Genomic DNA, 24,998 nt, shown 5'->3' on the forward strand with positions numbered 1-24,998 from the left:
TTCATGCGCACTCGCCCCCCTTTTGTCCCCGCCCTGCTCATGGTGTGGCTGGTCATGCTGCTGGGGGGCTGCGATGCCGCGCAGGAAACCCCGCCCAAGGCCGAGCGCTCGCGCCCCGCCCAGCTGTTCACGGTGCGCAATGCCGATGCCGCCATGCAGCGCGAGTTTCCCGCCACGGTTCAGGCCTGGCGCAGCGCCAGCCTGGCGTTCCGTGTGCCCGGCACACTGGAAGCTCTGCCGGCACAGGCCGGCCAGGAAGTCAGCCAAGGACAGCTGCTGGCGCGCCTGGACAGCACCGACTACCGCCGCGTGCTGGACGAGCGCGAAGCCCGCTTCGAGCTGGCCCGGATCCGCTACCGCCAGCAGGAGTCATTGCTGGCCCGCAACTACACCTCGGAGGTCAGCTTGGACGAGGCCCGTGCCGAGCTGAAAGCCGCCCAGGCCGCACTGAACATTGCCCGCGACAACCTGGGCTATACCCGTCTGGAGGCGCCTTTCAGCGGGGTCATTTCGCGTCTGCAAACCGAAAACTTCCAGCAGGTTCAGGCACAGCAGCCGGTGCTGCTGTTGCAGGACGAGAGTCGGCTCGATATCCGTTTCGGCGTGCCCGAATCAATCATCAGCCGGCTGCGACCGGACTTGGAACCCAATGACGACATCTGTGGACAAGTCCGCTTTACCGCTCACCCGGCCCATGAATTCACCGCCTGTTATGCCGAACACGAAGTGGTGTCGGACAACCGCACCCGCAGCTATGAAGTCGTGTTCCGCATGGAACGCCCCGAAGCTTTTCCAGCGCACAGCGGCATGAGTGTCGAGATGAAAGTCAACCTGGCGCCCCTGCTGCAGCCGGTCAGTCAGCCGGGATTACCGGTCCCGGTGGGCGCCGTGTTCATGCGTGATGGCTATCACTGGGTCTGGCGCCTGGACGCGGACAGCCGCGCCCGGGCCCTGGCGGTCACGCCGCTGCAGGTGCGCGGCAGCCTGATGCTGATTGAGGCGGAGCTGAGCCCCGGTGATCAACTGGTGGCCGCTGGGGTCAGCCGGGTGCGCGAGGGCATGCGCCTGCATGCCATTCCCCGCGAGCGCGGACTCTGACCGGAGGCAGCATGAACCTGACCGAATACGCCATCCGCCAGCGGGTCATCAGCTGGATGTGTGTACTGCTGCTGTTGACCGGCGGCGTGCTTGCCTTTTTTGACCTGGGACAGTTGGAAGACCCCGAATTTACCGTCAAGGAAGCGATCATCGCCGTGTCCTATCCCGGAGCAACGGCGCTGGAAGTCGAGGAAGAGGTCACCCTGCCAGTCGAGATGGCCCTGCAGCAGCTGACGCAGGTGAAAACCATCGAATCGATCTCGTCGGCAGGGCTGGCCCAGATCACGGTGGAGATGAAAAGCACCTACCGGGAGCAGGAACTGCGCCAGATTTGGGATGAGATGCGCCGCAAACTCACTGATCTGGCGCCCGGCTTGCCGCCGGGCGTGGGCCCCATGCAGATCAACGATGACTTCGGTGACGTGTTCGGCATTTTCCTGGCCCTGACCGGCGACGGCTTCGATTACCGTGCGCTGGAAGACTACGCCGACTTCCTGCGCCGAGAGCTGGTACTGGTGGAGGGTGTCAGCAAGGTCAGCATCGGCGGCCAGCGCCAGCAGCAGATCATTGTCGAGGTGGACCGCAACCGCCTAGCCGCCATGCAGGTTTCGCCGCAGATGATCCAGCAGGCGATCAACTCACGCAGCCTGATCAGCAATGCCGGCAGCCTGCGCATCAATGGCCAGCGGCTGCAGATCCGCCCCGAGGGCAGCGCCACCTCGGCCGAGCAGCTCAACAACCTCCTGCTGGGCCAAACCGGTGGCCAACTGGTCTACCTCAGTGATGTCGCCGAGGTCTACCTCGACTACGTCGAGCCGCCCACCCACCTGTACCGCTTCAACGGCCAACAGGCGCTGACCCTGGGCGTATCCTTTACCTCGGGCGTCAATGTGGTGGAAGTCGGCCAGCGTGTGCGCGACCGTCTGGAAGCACTGGATTACCGGCGTCCGGTCGGCATGTCACTGGACACCGTGTACGATCAGCCGCGCGAAGTCGACACCTCGGTCAACGACTTCCTGATCAGCCTGGCACAGGCCATCGCCATCGTGGTGCTGGTCCTGCTGCTGACCATGGGCGCCCGTTCGGGGCTGCTGATGAGCCTGGTGCTGCTGCTGACCATTCTGGGTACTTTCATCATCATGAACCTGGCCTCAATCAACCTACACCGGGTGTCGCTGGGGGCCCTGATCATTGCACTGGGGATGTTGGTCGACAACGCCATCGTCATTACCGAGGGCATCCTGATCAACCTGCAGCGCGGCTACAGCCGCCTGGAAGCGGCCGTCCGCATCGTCAGCCACACCCGCTGGCCCCTGCTCGGCGCCACCCTGATCTCAATCACCGCCTTTGCACCCATCGGGCTGTCGCCCGACGCCACCGGCGAATTCACCGGCAGCCTGTTCTGGGTGCTGTTCATCTCCCTGCTGCTGAGCTGGCTGCTGGCCATTACCCTGACGCCCTTTCTGGCCTCGGTGCTCTTTCGCGAGCAGCCCGGCGACCAGCCTGCCATCGAGCCCTACCAGAGTCTGTTCTACCGGCTATTTGGCCGCCTGCTGGGGGGCGCCCTGCGCTGGCGCTGGCTGACCCTGAGCCTGGCGTTGGGACTGCTGATCGCGTCAGTTGCCGGTTTCAAATACGTCAAACAGGGCTTTTTTCCGGATGCCACCCTGCCGCTGGTACAGGTCGATTACTGGCTACCGCAGGGTAGCGATATCCGCACCACCGAGGCCGACATCGCCCGCATCGAGCAGGCCTTCCTGCAGCTGGACGGTGTCACCCGCGTCACCAGCACTTTGGGGCGCGGTGCCGAGCGCTTCATGCTTACCTATGCCCCCGAACGCCAGTACGCCAGCTACGCCCAGCTGCTGGTGCAGACCGATACCAGCGCACGGTTGGAAGCGGTCATGCCGACCATCCGCCGCTACCTGCAGCAGCATTACCCCCAGGCCCACAACAAGCTGACCCGCATCTCCATCGGGCCGACCGTCAAGTCGAAGGTGGAAGCCCGCATCAGCGGTCCCGATGCCGAGGTCCTGCGCCAGCTGGGCCAACAGATGATCACTGAGGTCTTCGATGCCACGCCGGGGGCGGTCAACATCCGCCATGACTGGCGTGAACGCACGGCCGTCATCGTACCCCGGTTTGACGAGGCCGAAGGCCGGCGTTTAGGCATCACCCAGGCGGACCTGGCCAGCGCCATTGCCCGCAACGCCCAGGGACAACAGGCCGGGCTGATCCGTGACGGCAGCCGCCTGTTGCCGGTGCTGCTGCGCCCGCCACAGGCTCAGCGCCAGGCGCCGGAGCAGCTGGAGTCCATCCCCATTTTCAGCCAGACACTGCAACGCTGGGTCGATGCCGGTCAGGTCATTACCGCCATCGACGTCGGCTGGGAAGACCCACTGATCATGCGCCGCGATCGCAAGCGTACGCTGACGGTCATGGCCGATCCCTCCGCCGCCAGCGGGCTGACGGCTGCCGAGCTGTTCAGTCGCATTCGTCCGGCCGCCGAGGCGCTGCCCCTGCCGGAGGGCTACAGTCTCGACTGGGGCGGCGAGTACGAGGTGCAGCAGGAAGCCAATCAGGCGCTGTTTGCCTTTGTGCCCTTCGGTCTGCTGGTAATGGTTATCATCACCGTCCTGCTGTTCGGGTCGGTACGCCAGACACTGGTCATCTGGCTGACCGTGCCCATGGCCGTCATCGGGGTCACGATAGGCCTGCTGACCATGCACACCGCATTCGCGTTTACCGCCCTACTGGGCATGCTCAGCCTGAGTGGCATGCTGATCAAGAACAGCATCGTGCTGGTGGAGGAGATCAAGCGTCTGCATGACGAGGAGGACTGCAGCTGGCATGATGCCATCGAAACTGCGGCGGTCAGCCGTCTGCGTCCGGTCACCATGGCAGCCCTGACCACGATTCTGGGCATGCTGCCACTGCTGCCGGACGCGTTCTTCCGACCGCTGGCCGTTACCATCATGTTCGGGCTGGGCTTTGCCACCCTGCTGACGCTGGTGGTCGTGCCAGTGCTGTTTGCACTGCTGTACCGCATCAAATACTAGTTGTCAGCCCGGGCGGGAAAGCATCATAATATAAGAAAATTCTGATATAAGGTGCTTATCATGCCGGATGCACACCCTGACCCGACCCGACGCCAACCCTGGCTGGCCCTGTTTCCCGTGGCCTTCTTTGCCAGTGTCATGGGACTGACCGGCCTTACCCTGAGCTGGCAGAAGGCCGTGTACAGCCTCGGGCTGGCACCGCTGGTCAGTCAAGTGCTGCTGGTTCTGACCGCCTGTGTACTGCTCGGCCTGACCTGCACCTATCTGCTCAAGGCACTCAAACACAGCGATCAGGTGGTAGCGGAGTTCCAACACCCGATCCAGATCAGCTTTTTCGCCGCTTTTTCCATCAGCCTGCTGCTGCTGGCCGTGGCCACCCTGGAAGTGTCCATGGCTCTGTCACATTATCTGTGGATCTGCGGTGCCGGACTGCACCTGATGCTGACCCTGCACGTGATGACCCAGTGGATTCATCATGCACGCTTCAAGGTGCAGCACAGCACGCCGGCCTGGTTCATTCCGGTTGTCGGCAACATCATTGCCCCAATTGCCGGGGTACAGCACGGCTATGTGGAAGCCAGCTGGTTCTTTTTCGCCATTGGCCTGCTCTATTGGCTGGTGCTGAAGACACTCATTTTCAACCGCATCCTGTTTCACGACCCGCTGCCAGAGAAGCTGCTGCCCACCCTGTTCATCATGATTGCCCCGCCCGCGGTTGGCTTTGTCGCCTATCTGCAGCTGAACAACGGCCAGGTCGATAACTTTGCGCGCCTGCTCTACTACGCCGCCTTGTTCATCACCCTGCTGCTGTTCACCCAACTGCCGCGCTTTTCACGCATCCGTTTCTATCTGTCCTGGTGGGCCTACAGCTTCCCGCTGGCGGCCTTTGCCATTGCCACCCAGAGCATGTGGTTGCATACCCGAAGTGATTTTTTCCTGGTATTGAGCTGGGCCACACTGGTGGGCGTCACCTTTGTCGTCATGCTGCTGCTGGTCAAGACGACTCGGGCCCTGGTCACGGGCCAGCTGTTTCAGCCCGATTGAAGCCGATACCCGCACTCTGGCAGCTCGGCGCACATGTGTTAAGCTGAGTTCAGTCCTATTGATGACGAGACCACAACCGCATGCGCAGAATCAGCTATATTCTGGTACTGGTGGGTCTGTATGCGGGCGTGGCACTTTTTCTGCACCATATACGCCAGGACAAGGAGCAGCAGTACCTTGATCATGCGGCCACCCTGTTGTCGACCACCTATACGGCAAGCCTGGAACGCTACGCCCTGGCCATGGATACCTTTCACTCCAGCATGAGCCAGCAACCCGGGCTGATGGCACTGCTGAATGCCGGGCTGAATGAACGCCCACCGAACGCCTTCATGCGCGACCAAATTCATGCCCGCCTGCTGCCGCGGTATCGCTATCTGCAGTCCCGTGGCATCGAGCAGTGGCAGCTGCACCGCCGTGACGGCAGCAGCTACCTGCGCTTCCACGCTCCGGGCACCCATGATGACGACCTGCTGCCGGTTCGACCATCGCTGCGCCAGCTACACGAAAACCCACGCCCCAGTTATGGCTTTGAAGTCGGCCGCCTGTTCATCGGCTTTCGCTTCATCTACCCTCTGATCGAGCAGGGTGAACTGGTCGGCAGTATGGAGACCGGCGTTTCTTTCGACCATATCCGACGCACACTGGACGATCTGGCCCCCGGCCAGGTATTCATGTTCCTACTGCACCGCGAAACCGTGGAAAGCATCGGCTTTGATCACCTGCGAGATCACCTGTCGGCATCGCAACTGAGCCACAATTTTCTGATAGACCATCTGCACCAGGCCTCCCCCGAACAACAGGGCCTGCCATTGCCGGCCCTGCTCGAACAGCTGGCCTCCTACCCCCTCGACACCCGTTTTAAACAGGGCCAGCCCTTTTCCCTGCCGCTCTATCATCAAAGTTTGGGGTACAGCGCTGCCTTCATGCCGGTGTACAGCTTTGACCAGCACCTGAGCGGCTACATTCTCGCCCTGCATCCCGAGCCGCCGCTCACCGGCATACAGTGGGAATACTACACCGGTCTGGTCATCAGCCTGGTGGTGATTCTGCTGCTGGGCTGGCTGGTGCTGAGCCTGCACCACCAGCGCCAGCGCTTCTGGTCACAGCAGCAACGCCTAGATGCCATCGGACGTGCCGTGGGCGAGGGCATCTACGTCACCGATCTGAACGGCCACACCCTGTTCGTCAATGAGGCCGCCTGTCGCATGACCGGTTACAACGCCGACCGCCTCTATGCCAGCAACCTGCACACGCTACTGCACATCCATTCCCCCTCCACCACGGCCGCACCCTGTCCGATGCTGCAAGCCGCCCGGACGGGCACGGCCTACGAGGGGGACGAGCTGTTCAGAACCCGCACCGGCCAGGAACTGCCGGTGGTGGTCACCAGCCTGCCGCTGATCGAACAGGACGAGATTACCGGTACGGTCAGCGTGTTCCGTGACATCTCTGAACGCAAGGAGAATGAGCGCAAGCTGGAAGAGCTCGCTACTACCGATCCTCTGACAGGCCTGCCCAACCGCCGCGCCTTTCTGCAATACCTGCAGGAAGAGATCCGGCTGAGCAAGCGTCTGGGGCATGAAAGCGCCTTGATGATGGTGGATTTCGACCACTTCAAGGCGATCAACGACCGCTATGGCCACCAGGCAGGGGATGACGTGCTGCAGCATTTTGCCCGCGAAGCTACGGCCTGCCTGCGTGAAACCGACCGCCTCGGGCGTCTGGGGGGCGAAGAGTTTGCCATCCTGCTGCCCGGTACCGACCCACAGGGGGCGCATCACCTGGCCGAGCGCGTGCGCCAGCGGCTGGAACAGCATCCGACTCACAGCGGCCAGACTCAGATTCCCATGACGCTATCCATCGGGCTCACGCCGCTTCAGGCCCAGGACGAGGATGCCTCGACGGCGCTCAACCGGGCTGACAAGGCACTGTACCGGGCCAAATCCACCGGCCGCAACCGGGTTGAAATCGGCTGAGGCAGGGTTGCACCCTGCTGCAAAGACCGCTCTAATGAGGCCCCTCACCCCTTCAGGAGGAGTTTCGCGCTCATGATGAACGGCCCCAATGCAGAACAGCTGGCCTTCGATGCCCGACACATCTGGCACCCCTATTCGTCAATGATCAACCCGCCGGCCATGTTTCCGGTGGCCTCGGCATCCGGGGTGCGGATCAAACTCAGTGACGGTCGCGAACTCATCGACGGCATGGCCTCTTGGTGGTCGGCCGTTCACGGCTACAACCACCCGCGCCTGAATGCCGCCGCCAAGGATCAGATCGACCGCATGGCCCATGTCATGTTCGGCGGCCTGACGCACACGCCCGCCATCGAACTGTCGCGCAAGCTGGTCGCGATGACCCCCGAACCGCTGCAGCGAGTATTCATCGCCGATTCGGGCTCCGTGGCCGTGGAAGTGGCCCTGAAAATGGCGATTCAGTATTGGCATGCCCGTGGCAGGCCCGGCAAGCACCGCATGCTCAGTATCCGCAACGGCTATCACGGCGACACCTTTGGCGCCATGTCGGTGTGCGATCCGGTCAACGGCATGCACGAGCTGTTCAGCGGTGTACTGGCGCAGCAGCTGTTCGCGCCGCGCCCGGAGGTGCCCTTCGATGGTACACTGACGCCGGCCGATACGGCGGAACTGGAGCAGCTGCTGGCCACTCACCAGAACGAGCTGGCCGCCCTGATTCTGGAGCCGGTGGTGCAGGGAGCCGGCGGTATGCGCTTCTATTCCCCTGCGTGGCTGCGCCGGGCCCGCGAACTTTGTGATCAATATGACGTTCTACTGATCGCGGACGAAATCGCCACTGGCTTCGGCCGCAGTGGTGAGCTGTTTGCCTGCAATCACGCCGGCATCAGCCCGGACATTCTCTGTGTTGGCAAGGCGCTCACTGGCGGCTACATGACCCTGGCCGCGACGCTGGCCACGGCCGAGATCGCCGAAACCATCTCCTCCGGCGGTGCTGGCTGCTTCATGCACGGCCCCACCTTCATGGCCAACCCACTGGCCTGCGCCGTGGCGCTGGAAAGCCTGACGCTGCTGGAAGAAATGGACTGGCAAGCCCAGGTCAAACGACTGGAAGCCGGCCTGAAACGGGGGTTGGAACCGGCCCGGGCGCTGGATTCGGTTGCCGACGTCCGCGTGCTCGGTGCCATCGGCGTCATCGAACGCAAGGCGCCGATCAGTCTGGCCGAGGTACAACCAATGTTCGTCGAGCGCGGCATCTGGGTACGCCCCTTCGGCAAGCTTGTCTATGTGATGCCACCGTATATCATGAGCGATGAGGACCTGGCGACCCTGACCGGCGCCATGGTCGACGTCATAACGGCATTGGACTGATTGGGAAGGAGTGTGCGGATATGGCACGTATCAAACTGGAAATGCCCGACAACTATCTGTTCAGCACCGAATTGGCCGTGCGCATCAGTGACATCAACTACGGCGGCCACCTGGGCAATGATGCGGTGCTGTCGATGGTGCACGAGGCCCGCCTGCGCTTTCTCAAGCACTACCACTACACTGAAATGGATGTGGAAGGCGCCAGCATCATCATGACCGACTCGGCGGTGGTGTATAAAGCGGAAGGGTTTCACGGCGACCGGGTGCAGGTAGACGTCACCGTGACCGACTTCAACAAGTACGGTTGCGACCTTTATTACCTGCTCAGCAACAAAGAAACGGCAGTGGAGATTGCCCACGCCAAGACCGGTATCGTGTTCTTCGACTACGATGCGCGCAAAGTACTCGGCGTGCCTGAGGGCTTTCGCAACAAGATGCTCAGGGAATCCTGAGCATCAGCCGGCCTTACTCATCCGGCCCATAGTCGTAGGCACCGTGGGCCAAATTCTCGAAACGGGTGTACTTGCCGATGAATGCCAGGCGTACCGAGCCGATGGGGCCGTTACGCTGCTTGCCGATAATGATTTCGGCCACCCCCTTGTCCGGGCTGTCCTCGTTGTAGACCTCGTCACGGTAGATGAACATGATGACGTCAGCGTCCTGCTCGATGGCGCCCGACTCACGCAGGTCGGAGTTGACCGGACGCTTGTTGGGCCGCTGCTCCAGGCTTCGGTTCAGCTGCGACAGCGCCACCACCGGGCAGTTCATCTCCTTGGCCAGTGCCTTCAGTGAGCGCGATATTTCGGAAATTTCCTGGGTGCGCCCTTCGCTCTTGCCGGTTTTCAGCGTCATCAACTGCAGGTAGTCCACCATGATCATGGCCAGGTCGCCATGCTCACGCACGATGCGGCGGGCACGGGTGCGCATCTCGTTAGGACTGATGCCCGGCTGGTCATCGATGAACAGCGGCTTGTTCTTAAGCATGTTGACCGCTGTCGTCAGCTTGGGCCAGTCATCCTCTTCCAGCTGACCGTTGCGCACCTTGGTCTGGTTGATCCGCCCCAGGGACGACAGCATACGCGTCACCAGCTGATCGGCGGGCATCTCCAGCGAGAACACCAGCACCGGCCGCTCGGTGGCCATCAGCGCGTTTTCCACCAGGTTCATGGCGAAGGTGGTCTTACCCATGGACGGACGCGCCGCCACGATCACCAGATCCGATTTCTGCAGTCCACCGGTACGATCATCCAGGTCATCAAAACCGGTGGTCACCCCCGTCAACGCATCAGCGTTGTTGAACAGCTCGTCAATGCGATCCACCGCTCTTTTCAGCAGCGGATTGACCGGCTCCGGGCCGCCCTGATTGGGCCGGTTCTCGGCGATCTGGAAGATCTTCTGTTCGGCTTCATTGAGGATTTCGTCCGAGGCACGGCCACCGGGGTGAAAGGCACTGTCGGCGATTTCATTGGCGACACCGATCATCTGTCGCAGCAGCGAGCGGTCGCGCACGATTTCGGCATAGGCCCGGATGTTGGACGTGCTCGGCGTATTGCGCGCCAGCGAAACCAGGCTTTCCAGCCCCCCGGCCTGCTCCAGTTCGGCCGTGCGGTCCAGCTCTTCCGACAGGGTGACGACGTCGATCGGCCGGCCATCATCGATCAGCTTTTGCATGGTGCGGAAGATCATGCGATGGGTCGGGCGATAGAAGTGTTCTTCCAGCAACACTTCGGACACGGCATCCCAAGTGTTGTTGTCCAGCATCAGGCCGCCCAGCACCGACTGTTCCGCCTCGACCGAGTGCGGCGGCTGCTTGATCGATTCCAGAAGGTCATCGTTCAGGTCGGTCATATCCACGCGGGGCTACCTCTTGCTGACGGGAAGGAAATGAGTGGCGTCCATTCCAGCGGGCAGTACGCGTTTGCGCCTGACCGGTACGAAGCGCAGCAGCGCTGCATCGCAAATAAAAAGGCACCGCGCAGTATATACCACGCAGTGCCTTTTTTAACCGATTGTCGGGCGGGATTATTCGCCAGCGATAACCAGTTTGATGGTCGCGGTAACTTCCGGGTGAACCTGGATGTCAACGTCGAATTCGCCGATGTGGCGGATAGCGCCTTCCGGCAAACGAACTTCGCTCTTGTCCGCTTCAACGCCGGCAGACGTCAGTGCTTCAGCGATGTCGCGAGTACCGATAGAACCGAACAGCTTGCCTTCATCACCGGCTTTGGTGACCAAAGACAGTTCCAGTTCGTTCAGCTGTTCAGCACGTGCCTGGGCGTTAGCCAGCTTGTCAGCTGCGGCTTTTTCCAGTTCAGCACGACGCTCTTCGAATTGCGCTACGTTGGCAGCAGTAGCCGGTACGGCTTTACCCTGAGGGATCAGGTAGTTACGACCAAAGCCTGACTTTACAGTCACTTTGTCGCCCAGCTGACCCAGCTTACCGATATTTTCGAGCAGGATAACTTCCATCTCGTAAAACCTCTTGTTCTGCAAAGGCTGCAGTTTGAATCCTGGCCATGGATATCAACCGTAAAACGGGAACCCATAGCATTAAACTTGATCGGGCCGTGCAAACAGTTCTACACGGCCTCCGGCTGTATCAGCCGACGCTTATACGTCGTGGCTGTCGGTGTACGGCAGCAGAGCCAGGTAGCGTGCGCGCTTGATAGCGGTCGCCAGCTGACGCTGGTAGCGTGCCTTGGTACCGGTGATACGGCTCGGAACGATTTTGCCGGTTTCAGTAACGTAGCCTTTCAGGGTGTCGAGATCCTTGTAATCGATCTGCTTGACGCCTTCAGCGGTGAAACGGCAGAACTTGCGACGACGGAAAAAACGTGCCATCTGAATTTCTCCAAAAATAGGTTAGTGATTACTCTGCAGCTTCAGACTTCGCTTCAGCAGGCTTGTCCTGCTTCTGCTCTGAGCGCTCTTCGCGACGCGGCTTGCGCTCTTCGCGAGATTCTGCAGCCTTGATCGGAGAATCTTCAGTGATCGCTTCGTTGCAACGGATCACCATGTTACGCAGAACAGCGTCGTTGTAGCGGAACATGCTGGACAGTTCGTCCATCACTTCCTGAGTCGCTTCAACGTTCATCAGCACGTAGTGTGCCTTGTGTGCGTTGTTGATCGGGTAAGCCAGCTGACGACGGCCCCAATCTTCCAGACGGTGGATAGTGCCTTCCGCACCTTCGATCAGCGCCTTGTAACGCTCGATCATCGCCGGAACCTGCTCGCTCTGGTTCGGGTGAACCAGGAATACGATTTCGTAATGACGCATTTTTGCTCCTTACGGTTTCACAGCCTCCAAGTCACTCACCGCATGCGAGTGGTTGAAAGCAAGGAGTTGAACAAATAAAAGGACGCAACATTTTACGGCCGCGCCCCAGTAATTACAAGCAAAAGCCCGTTAAAAAGACGGCTCTCACTCGACTTCAATGATTTCGAAACTGTGGGTGATCTTGACGCCCCCGCGCTCCAGCATCAGCGAAGCCGAACAGTACTGTTCTGCCGACAGACGCACAGCACGCTCCACGGCGGCTTCGCGCAGCTTGCGACCGCTGACGATGAACTTGACGTGGATATCGGTGAAGACCGATGGGACCTCGTCGGAACGCTCGGCGCTGATTTCGGCCACACAATTGACCACGTCCTGACGCGCCTTACGCAGAATGCCGACCACATCCACGCTGGTGCAGCCGCCCAGGCCCGCCAGCATCAGCTCCATCGGGCGCGGGCCCTGTTCCAGGTCCTTGTCGATCAGGACATCGAAACCGGAGCCGGTGGTGGCCTTGAAACGGTCATCGCCTTCCCAGTTAACACTGACACTCATACTCATGATGTTTTTTCTCTAATCCGGTTATGTTGCCGTTTGGGCGGCCGCAAAGAAATCGGCCAGGGTTTTCCCCGGCGAAGGGGCACGCATGAACGCTTCGCCGATCAGGAAGGCGTTCACCTCGCGTGCCTGCATGGCCACCACGTCACCAGGCTCAAGGATACCACTTTCCGTCACCACGATGCGGTCGGCGGGAATCTGGTCCAGCAGTTTGAAGGTGTTGTCCAAGCTGACCTCGAAGGTATGCAGGTCTCGGTTGTTGATGCCGATCAGGCGGGTGTTGAGCGGCAGAATGCGCTGCAGCTCCGCCTCGTTGTGGACTTCGATCAACACGTCCATGCCCAGTTCATGGGTCAGGGCAGTCAGCTCCGCGAGCTGCTGATCATTCAGCGCCGCCACGATCAGCAGGATGCAATCAGCCCCCAGCGCACGGGCTTCATACACTTGATAGGGGTCGACGATGAAGTCCTTGCGGATCACCGGCAGCGAACAGGCCGCGCGAGCCTGCTGCAAATAGGCATCACTGCCCTGAAAGAAATCCACATCGGTCAACACCGACAGGCAGCTGGCACCGCCGGCCTCGTAGTCCGGTGCGATCTCGGCCGGCACGAAAGGGTCTCGAATCACGCCCTTGGAAGGGCTCGCCTTCTTGATCTCGGCAATCACCGCGCAGCGGCCTTCGGTCAGCGCACGCTCCATGCTGGCCACAAAGCCGCGTGGGTCGGTGGCACGGCCCTGCTGGCGCGCGATCCGTGCCTTGAGATCGTCCAGAGACGTCTGTGCACTGCGCTCGGCCACTTCTTCGTGCTTGCGAGCAATGATCTTTTTCAGAATAGTCGGGGTGTCCGTCATCACGTGTTCTGCTCCAGCTGCTGGCTGAATGCCGCCAGTTGTTCCATTTTTGCCAGTGCCGCACCGGACCGGATCGCGTCAAGTGCACGGGCAACACCCGCCTTGTGGCTATCGGCCTGACCACTCAGATACACGGCCGCACCAGCATTGAGGGCCACCATGGCCGCGGCCTTGCGCGCCGCCGGCGCGTCGCTGTTGCCCAGTGCTGCACGGATCAGGGCCAGGGACTCATCAGCGCTGTCCACCACCAGCCCGATCAGGCTTTGACTGTCGATGCCCAGCGCTTCCGGCGTGATGCGATACTCGCGAATCTCGCCACCCTTGAGCTCGGCCACATGGGTGTGGGTGGCCAGACTGATCTCATCCAGGCCGTCATCAGCATGCACCACCATGATGTGCTCGGCACCCAACTGCTGCATCACCTCCGCCATGGGGCGGCACAGCTTGGGGGTAAATACGCCGATCACCTCACGCTTGGCACCGGCCGGGTTGGTCATCGGGCCCAGGATATTGAACAGAGTACGCATGCCCAGGGCACGGCGCGCGCCGATGGCGTGCTTCATGGCGCCATGGTAGCCCGGTGCGAACATGAAGCCGACGCCAACATCATCGATGCAACGGGCAACCTCGTCCGCGCTCAGATCCAGGTTGATGCCGGCCTTTTCCAGCAGATCGGCACTGCCGCTGCTGGATGAAACGCCCCGGTTGCCGTGCTTGGCAACATGCACGCCGCAGGCCGCCGCCACAAAGGCACTGGCAGACGAAACATTGAACAGGTTGGCGCCGTCGCCACCGGTGCCGACAATGTCCACCAGCGGTCCCTTGTGCGGACGCACCGGCGTTGCCAGCTCGCGCATGACCTGGGCGGCACCGGTAATCTCTTCAATCGACTCGCTCTTCATCCGCAGGGCAACCAGAAACCCCGCCACCTGGGACTCGCTGCACTGGCCGGTCATCACCTGACGCATGACATCGACCATCTCGTCGCGGCTGAGGTCAATATGGTCGACCACGCGGGCCAACGCTTGCTGAATGTTCATTCCCTCTCTCCTTTGATAACGGGTTACGTCTGGCGCAGAAAGTTGTCCAACAAGGCATGGCCCTGACGGGTCAATACCGATTCGGGATGGAACTGAACCCCCTGAATGGCCAGCTCACGGTGACGTACCGCCATGATCTCGTCCGGCTCGCCCTGGTCCGTTTCGGTCCAGGCCGTGACTTCCAGACAATCAGGCAGCGTCTCCGGGCGCAATACCAGCGAGTGATAACGCGTCACCTCAAGCGGCTGCTCCAGCCCGGCAAACACGCCGCTGCCGCCGTGTGCCACCTGCGAGGTCTTGCCATGCATGACCTGCCGGGCCCGCACCACTTCGGCGCCGAACGCCTGGCCGATGCTCTGATGGCCCAGGCACACGCCCAGAATGGGCAATTGTCCGGCAAACTGCCGGATCGCCGGAATCGAGATCCCGGCCTCGTTGGGCGTACAGGGGCCCGGCGAAATCACCAGATGGGACGGTTTGAGCGCCTCGATCTGTTCCAGACTGATGGCGTTGTTGCGAAACACGCGCACCTCGGTGCCCAACTCCTCGAAGTAACGCACCAGGTTCCAGGTAAAACTGTCAAAGTTGTCGATCATCAGCAGCATTGGACTGCAACCTTCTCACTCTTTTGAACACGCTGCCGAGGCATGTAGCTGATGATACAGGATGTAAGTGTAATAGCGAACTGATACATGCACTCGCGCGCAGCATAACGAAGCAGAGCCTCTCAGCCGACCGGCAACTCGGCCCGCACCGCCAGCCCGCCAAGCTTTGAGGCCGCGAAGACCAGGCGGCCATCGTAGCTTTGCACCACGGCCTGGCAGATCGACAACCCCAGACCGCTGCCCTCGCTCTGCTCGTCCAGCCGCAGCCCCCGTGCCGACAGCTGCTGCAGCGCAGCCGCGTCGACACCGGCGCCATCATCATCGACCTGTATGCGCCAGCAGGCCCGCTCGGGGGTCGGCGCCAGAATCTGCAGCCGCACCCGGCGCTCGGCATGACGCCAAGCGTTATCGAGCAGGTTGCCGATCAGTTCCAGCATGTCGTCGCGGTCAAAGGGGATGCTGCCGTCCGGCAGCCGGGTGTCCAGGCGGATGTCATCGCGCCCGATGCGCAGCAGCAGCTGCTCCAGATGGGGAATCTCGTCTTGGGGCTGAAAGTGGCGCCCGGGGCCGGGTGAACCGGCAATGCGTGCCCGTCGCAGCTCGCGCTCGATGCGCTCGAACAGCTGATGGTACAGGCGCTGCAGCTGCTCCTGCACGGCCGGGTCCTGCTGTTGCTGTGCCAGCCATTGCAGTTCCTGCAGCGGGCGCTTGAGCTCATGGGCCAGGTTGCCCAGTGCGGTGCGCGAGCGGCTGATCTGCTCACCGGAGCGGTGCAGCAGCTGCGACAGGGTTTGCACCAGCGGCATGACTTCCTGCGGCAGCGCATCGGGAAAGCGCGGGTCGTCACCGGCCTGCTGACGCTCAAGCGCCTGGCGCAAGGGCTCAAGGCGCGCGAAGCCCGCCCGCAACACGCCTCGCTGCAGCACCAGCATCAGAGGCACGCTCAGGGCCAGCAACAGCAGCAGCCAGAGTTCGAAACGACGCTGTTCCTGTTGCAGTTCGGCGATGTCCTCCGCGACCCACAGGGTGAAAGCTTGCCCCCCACGGCTGAAGCCCTGCTCCAGCACCAGCCACCGCTGCTCGCCTACGCCGTCACGCAGCTCATGACGCTGCTGCCCCACGGGCAGCGGTTGCAGATCGGGCTCCAGATCCCAGAGCGACCGGGAGCGCTGTTGAAACTCCGCTGACAACAGCTGGTAATAATACCCCGAGTGGACGCGCTGGTAGACCTGCGGCAGGGTCGCCGTAGCCAGTGTCCAGCGCCCGCTCATGTCCGGCTCCAGCGCCGCAATCAAGCTTTCGGCATCGTGCTCCAGTCGACTGAGCACCACCGCCTGTGTCAGCTGACTGACGCTGAAATGGATCAATGTCAGCAGACCGGTCATCACGACCAGCAGGACCAGCAGCAGCTGGCGGCGGATACGGGACTCCAGCGAAGGGGCCGCGGCTGGTTGCAGGCTCAAGCGTCACCCTCGCACCGACTGGGCAGCACATAGCCCTGACCGCGCCGGGTTTGAATGCACTGGCGCCCCAGGCGCTGGCGCAAACGGTTGACGTAGACCTCGATCACGTTGCTGTCGCGCAGGTCGTCCTCTTCATAGACATGCTCGCTCAGCTCGGTTTTCGACAGTACCCGGTCTGCATTCAGCATCATGTAGCGCAGCAGGCGAAACTCGCGCCCGGTCAGCCGGTGCACCTGCCCCTGGCCATCGCAGACCTGGCGCTGATCCAGATCCAGCGTCAGTCCAGCCACCTGCAGACGGCTGCTGGCATGGCCATGGTGACGGCGAATCACCACTTCCAGACGCGCCAGCAGTTCTTCGACATGAAACGGCTTGCCCAGATAGTCATCAGCACCGGCCTTGAGCCCATCCACCCGCTCGTGCCAGGCATCCCGGGCCGTCAGAATCAGGACGGGCATCTCCAGCCCGGACGCTCGCCAGTGATTAAGCACCTCCAGCCCCGGTCGCCCCGGTAGGCCCAGGTCGAGCACCACCGCATCGAAGGCCTCCTCCCGGCCCAGAAACTCGCCGTCGATCCCGTCTTTGGCATGTTCCACGGCATACCCGGCCCGCTGCAGTTGCGGTTTCAGCCGTGCCACCAGCTGCAGATCGTCTTCCACCAGCAGTATGCGCATGTTCAGTCCTCGATTTCTTCCTTCACGACCTGGCCGGTGGCCGCATCCAGATAGAATTCGCGCACCACGCCATCGGCACCCAGCACCTCGATTTCATATACCAGCAGCCCGTCTTCCAGCTCCAGCTCGACATCCAGCAGGTGTCCTTCCAGCCTCACCGGGTGCCGTGCCATCAGTTCGGACAGGGGACGAATCCGACCGTCCAGCATCAACTGCCGGGCCTCATCCTGGTCCAGGTCGCGACCGGCTTCCGCCTGTTCGGCCAACAGCGGCACGGCCAGGGCCAGGGCCACCAGTACCAGCAGTAGTGCGATTCCGCCCGTTTTCATATCCAGCTCCTCACCAAGGCGCCGCCACCGAAACAGGGTTCGGTGGCGGTTGTTTCACATCCGGTTTCAGCATACATCAGACTGGCCGGGACTGCGCTTGCGCCCTGTCAGCATCGCCCGCGGCAGATTCTCGCGATGACGCCAGCTGGCCAGCGCCACACCGGCCAGATGCAGGCCCACCAGCACCAGCAGCGCATTGGCCAGCCATTCATGTGCAGCTTCGACCCAGGCCTCGCCCCACAGCCAGTCGGTATACAGCCACCCGGTGGTGGCCAGTAACGCCAGGCCGGTCAGCAGCAGAACCACCATCATGCCCCCGGCGGGGTTGTGGCCCAGATACCGCGCCTCACGGCCCGTGCGCATCCGCTGCAGATAAGCCAGTACCTGACGCGGCGGACGCACGAACTGGCAAAAGCGTGCATAACGGGGGCCGCACAGCCCCCAGACCAGCCGGAAGAGCAACAGCCCGGCCAGGGTATACCCCGTGATCTCGTGCAGATCCTGCCACCGGTCGGCACTGATCCATGACAGGGCAAAGCACAGTGCCAGCGCCCCGTGAAACAGACGCACTCCGGGGTCCCAGACCTTTACGCCGGCATCCATGGCGGACCTCCTCAGTCGTCCAGTTCCATTTTGACCATGTCAAAGGTTTTGGGGTTGAAATAGGCTTCGACACGACGCTGTTTCTCGTCATAGCCATAGATTTCGTAGCAGCCGTCGTCGATTTTGAAGCGCTTGATTTCCCAGCCCTTGGCGGCGATGGCGTCACGGAAGGCCTGTTCACTCTGCCATTCGTTTACCGGTACCTTGCAGTCGTCATCCGCCAGTGCCAACGGGGAAACAACGGCGCCAGACAGCATCAGGGTTGCGATCAGTTTTTTCATGGGATGTGCTCCTGTTGATAAGTGACAGGAGCCAGTGTAAAGGTCAGGGCTGAAACCAAACTTAAAAGCGCGACCGATAGCGATGACGATCATTGGTGTTGTGGGCAGTGATCAATCCGGCAACCGCATCAGCTCGCCACGGGTCTGGGTCGTCAGCTGCTGCAGGCAGGCCTCCAGCGGCTGTGCCTCGCCACTCAGGCACGCCTGCACCTGCTGCGCATATTCGACCTCCAGCTGCAGCCCGGCCTGCTCGGCCAGGTGACGTACCAGGGCCTCGTGGGCATAGTCGAACTGCACCCGGGCAACACTTTGCGGCCGGACTTCCATGAACTCGGCTTGCTGCAGCGGCTCACTGACGGCCTGACTGTAGGCGCGCACCAGGCCGCCGGCCCCCAGCTTGATACCACCGAAGTAGCGCACGACCGTGGCCAGTACATGGTCCAGCCCCTTATGCTGCAACACGTTCAGCATCGGTTTGGCGGCCGTGCCCGAAGGCTCGCCGTCATCCGATTGACGCACCTGCCCGTCCACCAGCATGACATAGCAAACATGGCGGGCATCCGGGTGCTGGCGCCAGAGTTCGGCCACCCGCTCCAGCCCGGCCTGGTGAGAATGGATCGGCTCGATGCAGCCGAGGAAGCGTGACTTCTTGATCTCCAGTTCACTGTGCAGTGGGGCGGCAAGGGTCTTGTAATGGGCCATGGGGTCCTCGTGATCGGGTGCAGCCGCTGATGATAGTACAATTCACCCTCGACTGTCGGCCCGCGCTCGGCACCCCGGCCCCGATATTGGTACACTGCAGCCCTGTTTCATTCTGTTAAGCGTCACCTTGTTGAGCGGACCCCGAATGCCCGACCAGTCTCCCCTCCCCATCGACCCGCTGCTGCCCCGGATCTGCCAGACCCTGTGCGATCATGACGAACTGATTCTGCAGGCCGAGCCCGGCGCCGGCAAAACCACCCGCGTGCCCCTGGCCCTGCTGGATCAGTCCTGGCTGGGTCGGCAGAAGATTCTGCTGCTGGAGCCTCGGCGCCTGGCCGCCAAGGCCGCCGCCGCCCGCCTGGCACAGCAGCTGGGTGAAGCGGTGGGCGAGCGGGTCGGCTATCGCATCCGCCTGGAAAGCCGGATCAGTGCACGCACGGTCATTGAAGTGGTCACCGAGGGAGTGCTGACGCGCATGCTGCAGGAAGACCCCGGTCTCGAAGGAATCGGGCTGGTCATTTTCGATGAGTTTCACGAGCGCAGCCTGGACGCCGATACCGGCCTGGCGCTGGCCCTGCAGGGGCGCGAACTGCTGCGCGAAGGGCCGCCGCTCAAGCTGCTGCTGATGTCGGCTACCCTCGACAGCGATGCCCTCTCCACACTACTGAACCAGGCTCCTGTGCTGTGCAGCGAGGGGCGCAGCTACCCGGTGAGCCTGCATTACGGCAGCCCCGTACGTATCGACGAGCCGGTAGCGCCCAGAGTCGTGCGCTGCATTCAGCAAGCCCTGAGCGCACATGCGGGCAGCCTGTTGGTGTTTCTGCCCGGCCAGGGCGAGATTCGGCAGGTGCAACAGCAACTGGGCGACGCCGTGAATGACCCCGCGCTGCTCATTGCTCCTCTGTATGGCGACCTGCCCCTGAATGAACAGCAGCGCGCCATCGCGCCTGCACCGGACGGTCAGCGCAAGGTGGTACTGGCTACCGCCATTGCCGAAACCAGCCTGACCATTGACGGTATCGAAGTGGTGATCGATGCCGGGCTCAGCCGCCAGGCCCGCTTCGATCCGGCCAGCGGCATGACCCGGCTGCACACCACGCGGGTCTCGGCCGCTGCCGCGACTCAGCGCGCTGGCCGGGCTGGTCGTCTGGGTCCGGGCAGCTGCTACCGGCTCTGGTCGGAACAGCAGCAGGCCCAGCTGGAGGCCCATGCCCCCGCCGAGATCCTGCAGGCGGACCTGGCGCCGCTGGCTCTGCAACTGCTGCGCTGGGGTGTCAATGACCCAAACGAACTGGCCTGGCTGGATCCGCCCCCGGCAGCAGCCTACGCCCAGGCACTGGACCTGTTGCAGCGCCTTGAGGCCGTCGACTCGCCCGCGCCCGGACAGTATCGCCTCACTGCCCGGGGGGAACAGATGGCCGAACTGCCGGCGCATCCGCGCCTGGCCCACCTGCTGCTGTGCGGTCAGGCGCACGGCATGGCCGACCTGGCGGCTGACCTGGCGGCACTGCTGTCGGAACGTGACCCGCTCAACACCCGACAGGCGGATCTGCAGCAGCGCCTGGACTGGCTGAAGCACCCTGACGGCGGGCGCCATCGCATCCACCGCCTGGCCCGGCAGTTTCGGCACCTCTGCCCGCCCGCCGCCAGCACGGCCACTGCCAAGCTTACCGGGGAGCAGGCCCCGGGGTATTTGCTGGCCTGCGCCTACCCGGACCGCATTGCCCTTGGGCGCGACCAGCAGGCCGGCCAGTACCGACTCAGCGGCGGCCGCGGCGCCCGACTGGATTCCCAGGACCGACTGAGCCGCCACCCCTGGCTGGCAGTGGCCTCGTTGAGCAGCCGCCAGGGCCAGGCCACCGACCAGATCCGCCTCGCGGCGCCGCTGGACCCGGCCCTGTTTGACGGCCCACTGGCCTCGTTGAAGCAGCAGCGCCAGGTGGTCGACTGGGACACACGGGCGGACCGATTGATCGCCGAGCGGCAAGCCTGCATCGGAGCACTGGTCCTGTCACGCACGCCCGATACAAGCCTCGATCCGGCCCGCCGCACCGAGGCCATTCTGGCCCTGATTCGCCGTGAGGGCCTCGGGCTACTGAACCTGGATGAAAACTGCACCCGCCTGTGCCAGCGCATCGCCTTTGTCCGCCGCCATGATCCCGCCCCCGAGTGCTGGCCGGACCTGTCCGAGACCGGCCTGCTGGCCACCCTGGAAGACTGGCTGGCCCCCTGGCTGGACCGAGTCACCAAGCGCAGTGATCTGCAGGCACTGGAGCTGCTGCCGCTACTGCGCAACCAGCTGGACTGGCCACAACAACAGGCACTGGACAGTCTGGCACCGGAGCGCATGGAGGTCCCGTCCGGCTCACGCATTCGCATCGATTACAGTCAGGACGCACCGGTGCTGGCGGTCAAGCTGCAGGAGATGTTCGGCTGTGCCCGCACCCCCGAGCTGGGTTTTGGCGTGCCCCTGACCCTGCACCTGCTGTCACCGGCACAGCGGCCACTACAAGTCACACGGGATCTGGCGGGGTTCTGGCAGGGCAGCTATGCCGACGTACGCAAGGAGATGAAGGGCCGCTACCCCAAGCACCCCTGGCCGGAAGATCCGGCCAGGGCCGAGCCCACTGCTCGAACCAAACGTGCCCAGGCCCGTCAGTCGTCCTGACCGGCCTGCGCCAGCTCGATCCAGAACCGGCTGCCGTGCCCCGGCTGGCTGTCGCAGCCGATCCGCCCCTCCATCAGTTCCACCAGGTGTTTGCTGATGTTAAGGCCGATACCGGTACCGGGGATGGTGCCGGTTTCATGCCCCAACCGACTGAACGGCAGAAACAGTTCGGGCTGGCGCTCCGGTGCAATCCCGGCGCCGGTATCACTGACACTGATGCGCACTCGTCCGGCGGCGGCACTGGCTTCGACCTGCACTACACCACCGGCACGGTTGTACTTGACCGCATTGGACAGCAGGTTCAGCAACACCTGGTTGAGCCGCCCGGCATCAGCCTGCACGATTAGCTCCCGGCCCTGTTCGAACCGGCACAGCGCAACCTGCTGCGCCTGCGCCTGAGGTTCGATCATGCGCAGGCAGCTATCCACGGCATCGCTCAGCGGCACCGCCACCCGCTGCAGGTGCACCCGGTCCGACTGCACCTGTGCCAGATCGAGCACATCGTTGATCAAATGCAGCAAGTGCTGGGACGCCTGCAGGATCTCGTCGATACAGGCCTGTTCATCCTCGCCCAGCGACGGGCTGGCGCGCACCAGTTCGGCAAAGCCGATGATGGATGACAGCGGCGTACGCAGCTCGTGGCTGATGCTGGACAAAAAACGGTTCTTGGCGCGGTTGGCCCGCCCCAGGTCGCGTCCCATGCGAATCACCGCATCGGCACTGCGCTGTAGCTCCTGCAGGCGAAAGCGCGGCCGCGGCTGGTCATAATACTCGTGCCCGATCTCAATCAGGATGTGGTTCAGCGTTTCCAGCGGCGCCGAGATCGAGCGGCTCAGCCAGACCGAGCGGCGCCAGGTATAGGCAAAGAACAACAGGTAGAACAGCAACAGCCCGGCAATCAGCAGATAGCCGATATTGCGAAAGTGGTCCGCCAGCCGCTCCGTCGAGCCATACACCGCCTCCTCGTCCACCAGGGTCAGCAGCTGCCAGCCGGTGGCATCAATCTCGCGCCAGGCGACCCGCTTGCGACCGCCGTTCAGGACCAGTACGCCACCGCCGTCGGCAGCAGCGCGCATCATCCGGGCCAGCTCGGCCGTATCGGCACGCCGGGCGATATTGAACCGTTCCGGCTTGAAGCTTTCCTGCTCGATCGCCTCGCGGTAGCTGAAACGGGTCAGCTCCTGCAGGCCAAAGTCCGCTTCGGCTCGGGGCGGCAAGGCCATCAGGGTGCCCTGCCGATTGACCAGCACCGCATACCCTTGCCAGGGAATTTCCAGCTGCAGGATCTGCTCGACAATACTGGCCACGGTAATATCCAGCCCGACGACCCCTTCCAGAACATCTCCTCGGTAAACCGGGGCCACCGCCGAGGTCATCCACCCCAGACCGGCCGGATCGACATACACATCGGTCCAGACCACGTCACGGGACGGGTTGTGCTCGGCGTCCGCCGCGTAATAGAAACTGTATTCGGGAATGTTCATGCGCGGCGGATACTGCGAGGGCGTATCGAACCAGGGATAGATGCGGTTGTAGGAATCCCGGCTGTTGAAGTAGACCGCATTGACCAGGGGGTTGGCCCGCAGCAGGCTCTGCATCAGCGGGTCCAGGGACTCCAGGCGGCGCACCTTGTCCAGATCCTGCTGCTCGGGCGGCGTAATCGCCGAGTAGAAGGACGCTGCCCGGCCGTCATTACGCGGGCTGTAGAGCACCCCGGCAGCATTGCGGGCATATTCCTGGCCGGGCTGCATGGGCAAGGGGGCCTCAAGGGCTCGCCAGGTCGCTTGCCGATAGATGTCGGCCAGCGCACTCACCGCATGCAGCTGTTCATCGATGACATTGACTTCGAGCCGCGCCGTGTTGGCCAGCTGCTCATCCGCCTGCCGGCGCAGCAGCTCCACGTTGGCATCACGGATGTGCTGACTGGAAAACAGATAGACCGCCACCAGCAGGGTTTCCACCAGCAGTAGCGGAATCAGGGCACTGCGCACCAGTGCCCGCCATACCCAGCGCTGGGTGCTGAGCAGCTCGAAGGGGCGCAGCGGCCGGAATGGCATCAGTCGATTCCGGCAAAGATCTCCACTTCATGCATTTCAAGACCGCCACCGCTGCCGAAGGCTTCCTTGGGCAGCGACTGCTCGCGGTGCGCGGCCTTGAAGTCCTCGGAAGCCACCCAGGCTTCGAAGGCGCCCTTGTCACGCCAGTGGGTCATGACCACCCAGGGGCAGCCGTCATTGGCCGGACGCATGACTTCCAGACGTACGAAACCCGGCTGCTGCTCCACCTGCCCAGCACGCTGACGAAAGCGTTCGGCAAAGGCTTCTTCGTATCCGGGGTTAACCATAATGCGATTGGCAACAACAAACATGACGCTCTCCTGCACAGGGGAATTGTTTGCAGTCTAACAGACTATCGAAGCGAGGAAACGAACCGGCACCGCGGGGATAAAGGCACGGGACTAAAAAGGCACGACAGGAAAAGATAGGAGTGACGCGGGAAGAAAATGCGGCCCCGAAGGGCCGCCGATGTGGCACGATCAGCTGCGAACGATGGACACGTCTTCAGCCTGCAAGCCCTTTTCGCTTTCGCGCACGCTGAAGCGCACCTGCTGGCCTTCATTCAAAGAGCGGTGGCCACGGCCGCGGATGTTGCGAAAGTGAACAAAGACATCATCACCGTTATCGCGGGTAATAAAGCCAAACCCCTTGGATACATTGAACCACTTGACCACGCCCAGCTCTCGGGCGTCGTTGGCATCATCGGCTTCGTCATCAGCATTGGCCGCCACCGGCTGAGCAGCAGGCGCGACGGCCGCACTGTTGCCCGGCTGCCAGACCGCTGCCAGCGTGACCACAAATACCACAGCCGCCACAACCGCCAGCACCGGCAGGGTAAAACCGATTTCGATGGTCGCAACGCGCTGCAGCAGGAAAGGAATACTAAACGCGGCCACAATACTGGCCAGTACACTCTTGATTAACTGGTTACCACTCATTGATTTTCTCTATTATTGACAAGGTGTTAGATGAAGGTGCGCTACAGTCGGGAAAACCGCGCACTAACTGATCAGATATACTGTATCCTTCATTTTTTTTCAATGGCTTGAACATGGCTTGCTGTTCCCAACCGCCCGAATCGTCTATGCTTCGGGCGACTTGAACCACAATCGGAAGGAGGTCGGCATGACTGATCAAACACGCCTGGCAGAACTGGAATCCCGCATCGCCTTCCAGGAAGATGCCATCGACAAGCTCAGCGATGTGGTCGCGCGTCAGGAGATGGATCTGGAACGCCTGACCCGAATGATCAAGCTGCTCAACGCCCAGCTGCGCGAGCTGGGCCCCGATGGTGAAGCCCCGGCCGCCAATGAGGTGCCGCCCCACTATTGAGCGGCAACACCGCAG

Annotated in this window: 25 protein-coding genes; 8 read left to right on the forward strand and 17 right to left on the reverse strand. The window is 62.3% G+C overall.

Features of this window, described 5'->3' with window-relative positions:
• The first annotated feature begins 3 nt into the window (after positions 1 to 3).
• The 6 genes from KTN04_RS08885 (at position 4) to KTN04_RS08910 (ending at position 8,997) form a co-directional block, all read left to right on the forward strand.
• Positions 4 to 1,098: an efflux RND transporter periplasmic adaptor subunit gene (locus tag KTN04_RS08885; RefSeq protein WP_217334870.1), complete on the forward strand. Its 1,095-nt coding sequence runs from the start codon at positions 4 to 6 to the stop codon at positions 1,096 to 1,098.
• Positions 1,099 to 1,109: 11 nt separating this feature from the next.
• A complete protein-coding gene (locus KTN04_RS08890) occupies positions 1,110 to 4,157 on the forward strand; it encodes an efflux RND transporter permease subunit (protein WP_217334871.1) in 3,048 nt (1,015 codons plus the stop codon).
• 60 nt (positions 4,158 to 4,217) lie between these two features.
• The gene (locus tag KTN04_RS08895; protein WP_217334872.1) at positions 4,218 to 5,201 is read left to right on the forward strand and encodes an SLAC1 anion channel family protein; all 984 of its coding nucleotides are present in this window, start codon (positions 4,218 to 4,220) and stop codon (positions 5,199 to 5,201) included.
• 80 nt (positions 5,202 to 5,281) lie between these two features.
• Positions 5,282 to 7,180 carry a sensor domain-containing diguanylate cyclase gene (locus tag KTN04_RS08900; protein ID WP_217334873.1) on the forward strand — a complete coding sequence of 633 codons (1,899 nt, stop codon included), beginning with the start codon at positions 5,282 to 5,284 and terminating at the stop codon, positions 7,178 to 7,180.
• Positions 7,181 to 7,255: 75 nt separating this feature from the next.
• Positions 7,256 to 8,545: an adenosylmethionine--8-amino-7-oxononanoate transaminase gene (bioA, locus tag KTN04_RS08905; protein WP_217334970.1), complete on the forward strand. Its 1,290-nt coding sequence runs from the start codon at positions 7,256 to 7,258 to the stop codon at positions 8,543 to 8,545.
• A 20-nt stretch (positions 8,546 to 8,565) separates the two neighbouring features.
• Entirely contained in the window at positions 8,566 to 8,997 is a 432-nt protein-coding gene (locus KTN04_RS08910) for an acyl-CoA thioesterase (RefSeq protein WP_217334874.1), read from the forward strand.
• 13 nt (positions 8,998 to 9,010) lie between these two features.
• Here KTN04_RS08910 and dnaB read toward each other — a convergent pair whose 3' ends face one another.
• From dnaB to KTN04_RS08980, 14 genes are all read right to left on the reverse strand, one after another.
• A complete protein-coding gene (gene dnaB / locus KTN04_RS08915) occupies positions 9,011 to 10,393 on the reverse strand; it encodes a replicative DNA helicase (protein WP_217334971.1) in 1,383 nt (460 codons plus the stop codon).
• Positions 10,394 to 10,567: 174 nt separating this feature from the next.
• Positions 10,568 to 11,014, reverse strand: a complete 447-nt coding sequence (gene rplI / locus KTN04_RS08920; protein WP_217334875.1) for a 50S ribosomal protein L9 — start codon at positions 11,012 to 11,014, stop codon at positions 10,568 to 10,570.
• A gap of 141 nt (positions 11,015 to 11,155) precedes the next feature.
• Positions 11,156 to 11,386 (reverse strand): 30S ribosomal protein S18, encoded by a 231-nt coding sequence (gene rpsR / locus KTN04_RS08925; RefSeq protein ID WP_010321876.1) that lies wholly within the window; start codon positions 11,384 to 11,386, stop codon positions 11,156 to 11,158.
• Between the two features lie 28 nt (positions 11,387 to 11,414).
• Entirely contained in the window at positions 11,415 to 11,822 is a 408-nt protein-coding gene (gene rpsF, locus KTN04_RS08930; RefSeq protein ID WP_217334876.1) for a 30S ribosomal protein S6, read from the reverse strand.
• A gap of 144 nt (positions 11,823 to 11,966) precedes the next feature.
• Positions 11,967 to 12,380, reverse strand: coding sequence for an OsmC family protein (locus tag KTN04_RS08935; RefSeq protein WP_407659251.1), 414 nt, complete (start codon positions 12,378 to 12,380; stop codon positions 11,967 to 11,969).
• Positions 12,381 to 12,401: 21 nt separating this feature from the next.
• Positions 12,402 to 13,229 carry an indole-3-glycerol phosphate synthase TrpC gene (gene trpC / locus KTN04_RS08940; RefSeq protein ID WP_217334973.1) on the reverse strand — a complete coding sequence of 276 codons (828 nt, stop codon included), beginning with the start codon at positions 13,227 to 13,229 and terminating at the stop codon, positions 12,402 to 12,404.
• A complete protein-coding gene (gene trpD, locus KTN04_RS08945; RefSeq protein WP_217334877.1) occupies positions 13,229 to 14,269 on the reverse strand; it encodes an anthranilate phosphoribosyltransferase in 1,041 nt (346 codons plus the stop codon). Before trpD ends, trpC begins: the two co-directional genes overlap by 1 nt.
• 23 nt (positions 14,270 to 14,292) lie before the next feature.
• Positions 14,293 to 14,874 carry an anthranilate synthase component II gene (locus KTN04_RS08950; RefSeq protein ID WP_217334878.1) on the reverse strand — a complete coding sequence of 194 codons (582 nt, stop codon included), beginning with the start codon at positions 14,872 to 14,874 and terminating at the stop codon, positions 14,293 to 14,295.
• Between the two features lie 122 nt (positions 14,875 to 14,996).
• Positions 14,997 to 16,337 carry a sensor histidine kinase gene (locus KTN04_RS08955; RefSeq protein ID WP_217334879.1) on the reverse strand — a complete coding sequence of 447 codons (1,341 nt, stop codon included), beginning with the start codon at positions 16,335 to 16,337 and terminating at the stop codon, positions 14,997 to 14,999.
• Positions 16,334 to 17,011, reverse strand: a complete 678-nt coding sequence (locus tag KTN04_RS08960) for a response regulator transcription factor (RefSeq protein WP_217334880.1) — start codon at positions 17,009 to 17,011, stop codon at positions 16,334 to 16,336. Before KTN04_RS08960 ends, KTN04_RS08955 begins: the two co-directional genes overlap by 4 nt.
• A gap of 2 nt (positions 17,012 to 17,013) precedes the next feature.
• Positions 17,014 to 17,340 carry a PepSY domain-containing protein gene (locus KTN04_RS08965; RefSeq protein ID WP_217334881.1) on the reverse strand — a complete coding sequence of 109 codons (327 nt, stop codon included), beginning with the start codon at positions 17,338 to 17,340 and terminating at the stop codon, positions 17,014 to 17,016.
• A 66-nt stretch (positions 17,341 to 17,406) separates the two neighbouring features.
• Positions 17,407 to 17,943 carry a cytochrome b/b6 domain-containing protein gene (locus KTN04_RS08970; RefSeq protein ID WP_217334882.1) on the reverse strand — a complete coding sequence of 179 codons (537 nt, stop codon included), beginning with the start codon at positions 17,941 to 17,943 and terminating at the stop codon, positions 17,407 to 17,409.
• A gap of 11 nt (positions 17,944 to 17,954) precedes the next feature.
• On the reverse strand, positions 17,955 to 18,224 hold the full coding sequence (locus KTN04_RS08975) for a PepSY domain-containing protein (RefSeq protein ID WP_217334883.1): 270 nt from the start codon (positions 18,222 to 18,224) through the stop codon (positions 17,955 to 17,957).
• Positions 18,225 to 18,335: 111 nt separating this feature from the next.
• Positions 18,336 to 18,926: an IMPACT family protein gene (locus KTN04_RS08980; RefSeq protein ID WP_217334884.1), complete on the reverse strand. Its 591-nt coding sequence runs from the start codon at positions 18,924 to 18,926 to the stop codon at positions 18,336 to 18,338.
• A gap of 145 nt (positions 18,927 to 19,071) precedes the next feature.
• Between KTN04_RS08980 and hrpB the strand changes: the two genes are divergently transcribed.
• Positions 19,072 to 21,594 (forward strand): ATP-dependent helicase HrpB, encoded by a 2,523-nt coding sequence (gene hrpB, locus KTN04_RS08985; RefSeq protein ID WP_217334885.1) that lies wholly within the window; start codon positions 19,072 to 19,074, stop codon positions 21,592 to 21,594.
• On the opposite strand, the gene KTN04_RS08990 is transcribed toward hrpB, so the two are convergent.
• The 3 genes from KTN04_RS08990 to KTN04_RS17195 all read right to left on the reverse strand — a co-directional run bounded on the left by KTN04_RS08990 (position 21,582) and on the right by KTN04_RS17195 (position 24,589).
• Entirely contained in the window at positions 21,582 to 23,651 is a 2,070-nt protein-coding gene (locus tag KTN04_RS08990) for a sensor histidine kinase (protein ID WP_217334886.1), read from the reverse strand. The two genes, hrpB and KTN04_RS08990, sit on opposite strands and share 13 nt — an antisense overlap.
• Positions 23,651 to 23,962 (reverse strand): antibiotic biosynthesis monooxygenase family protein, encoded by a 312-nt coding sequence (locus KTN04_RS08995; RefSeq protein ID WP_217334887.1) that lies wholly within the window; start codon positions 23,960 to 23,962, stop codon positions 23,651 to 23,653. Before KTN04_RS08995 ends, KTN04_RS08990 begins: the two co-directional genes overlap by 1 nt.
• 168 nt (positions 23,963 to 24,130) lie before the next feature.
• A complete protein-coding gene (locus KTN04_RS17195) occupies positions 24,131 to 24,589 on the reverse strand; it encodes a cold-shock protein (RefSeq protein ID WP_305799390.1) in 459 nt (152 codons plus the stop codon).
• Positions 24,590 to 24,776: 187 nt separating this feature from the next.
• Between KTN04_RS17195 and KTN04_RS09005 the strand changes: the two genes are divergently transcribed.
• Positions 24,777 to 24,983 (forward strand): SlyX family protein, encoded by a 207-nt coding sequence (locus KTN04_RS09005; protein ID WP_217334888.1) that lies wholly within the window; start codon positions 24,777 to 24,779, stop codon positions 24,981 to 24,983.
• Positions 24,984 to 24,998: the final 15 nt, after the last annotated feature.

Origin of the sequence: Marinobacterium weihaiense (assembly GCF_019061305.1) — a bacterium.
Taxonomy (GTDB): domain Bacteria; phylum Pseudomonadota; class Gammaproteobacteria; order Pseudomonadales; family Balneatricaceae; genus Marinobacterium; species Marinobacterium weihaiense.

Coding starts and splice junctions, on each gene's coding strand:
- trpC (WP_217334973.1), bottom strand. CDS start 13,229: ATGACGGACACCCCGACTATTCTGAAAAAGATCATTGCTCGCAAGCAC.
- KTN04_RS08895 (WP_217334872.1), top strand. CDS start 4,218: ATGCCGGATGCACACCCTGACCCGACCCGACGCCAACCCTGGCTGGCC.
- KTN04_RS08980 (WP_217334884.1), bottom strand. CDS start 18,926: ATGGCCCATTACAAGACCCTTGCCGCCCCACTGCACAGTGAACTGGAG.
- KTN04_RS17195 (WP_305799390.1), bottom strand. CDS start 24,589: ATGAGTGGTAACCAGTTAATCAAGAGTGTACTGGCCAGTATTGTGGCC.
- KTN04_RS08990 (WP_217334886.1), bottom strand. CDS start 23,651: ATGCCATTCCGGCCGCTGCGCCCCTTCGAGCTGCTCAGCACCCAGCGC.
- rpsF (WP_217334876.1), bottom strand. CDS start 11,822: ATGCGTCATTACGAAATCGTATTCCTGGTTCACCCGAACCAGAGCGAG.
- trpD (WP_217334877.1), bottom strand. CDS start 14,269: ATGAACATTCAGCAAGCGTTGGCCCGCGTGGTCGACCATATTGACCTC.
- KTN04_RS08970 (WP_217334882.1), bottom strand. CDS start 17,943: ATGGATGCCGGCGTAAAGGTCTGGGACCCCGGAGTGCGTCTGTTTCAC.
- KTN04_RS08910 (WP_217334874.1), top strand. CDS start 8,566: ATGGCACGTATCAAACTGGAAATGCCCGACAACTATCTGTTCAGCACC.
- KTN04_RS08885 (WP_217334870.1), top strand. CDS start 4: ATGCGCACTCGCCCCCCTTTTGTCCCCGCCCTGCTCATGGTGTGGCTG.
- hrpB (WP_217334885.1), top strand. CDS start 19,072: ATGCCCGACCAGTCTCCCCTCCCCATCGACCCGCTGCTGCCCCGGATC.
- KTN04_RS08890 (WP_217334871.1), top strand. CDS start 1,110: ATGAACCTGACCGAATACGCCATCCGCCAGCGGGTCATCAGCTGGATG.
- rpsR (WP_010321876.1), bottom strand. CDS start 11,386: ATGGCACGTTTTTTCCGTCGTCGCAAGTTCTGCCGTTTCACCGCTGAA.
- KTN04_RS08965 (WP_217334881.1), bottom strand. CDS start 17,340: ATGAAAACGGGCGGAATCGCACTACTGCTGGTACTGGTGGCCCTGGCC.
- KTN04_RS08975 (WP_217334883.1), bottom strand. CDS start 18,224: ATGAAAAAACTGATCGCAACCCTGATGCTGTCTGGCGCCGTTGTTTCC.
- bioA (WP_217334970.1), top strand. CDS start 7,256: ATGAACGGCCCCAATGCAGAACAGCTGGCCTTCGATGCCCGACACATC.
- dnaB (WP_217334971.1), bottom strand. CDS start 10,393: ATGACCGACCTGAACGATGACCTTCTGGAATCGATCAAGCAGCCGCCG.
- KTN04_RS08900 (WP_217334873.1), top strand. CDS start 5,282: ATGCGCAGAATCAGCTATATTCTGGTACTGGTGGGTCTGTATGCGGGC.
- KTN04_RS09005 (WP_217334888.1), top strand. CDS start 24,777: ATGACTGATCAAACACGCCTGGCAGAACTGGAATCCCGCATCGCCTTC.
- KTN04_RS08960 (WP_217334880.1), bottom strand. CDS start 17,011: ATGCGCATACTGCTGGTGGAAGACGATCTGCAGCTGGTGGCACGGCTG.
- rplI (WP_217334875.1), bottom strand. CDS start 11,014: ATGGAAGTTATCCTGCTCGAAAATATCGGTAAGCTGGGTCAGCTGGGC.
- KTN04_RS08935 (WP_407659251.1), bottom strand. CDS start 12,380: ATGAGTATGAGTGTCAGTGTTAACTGGGAAGGCGATGACCGTTTCAAG.
- KTN04_RS08995 (WP_217334887.1), bottom strand. CDS start 23,962: ATGTTTGTTGTTGCCAATCGCATTATGGTTAACCCCGGATACGAAGAA.
- KTN04_RS08950 (WP_217334878.1), bottom strand. CDS start 14,874: ATGCTGCTGATGATCGACAACTTTGACAGTTTTACCTGGAACCTGGTG.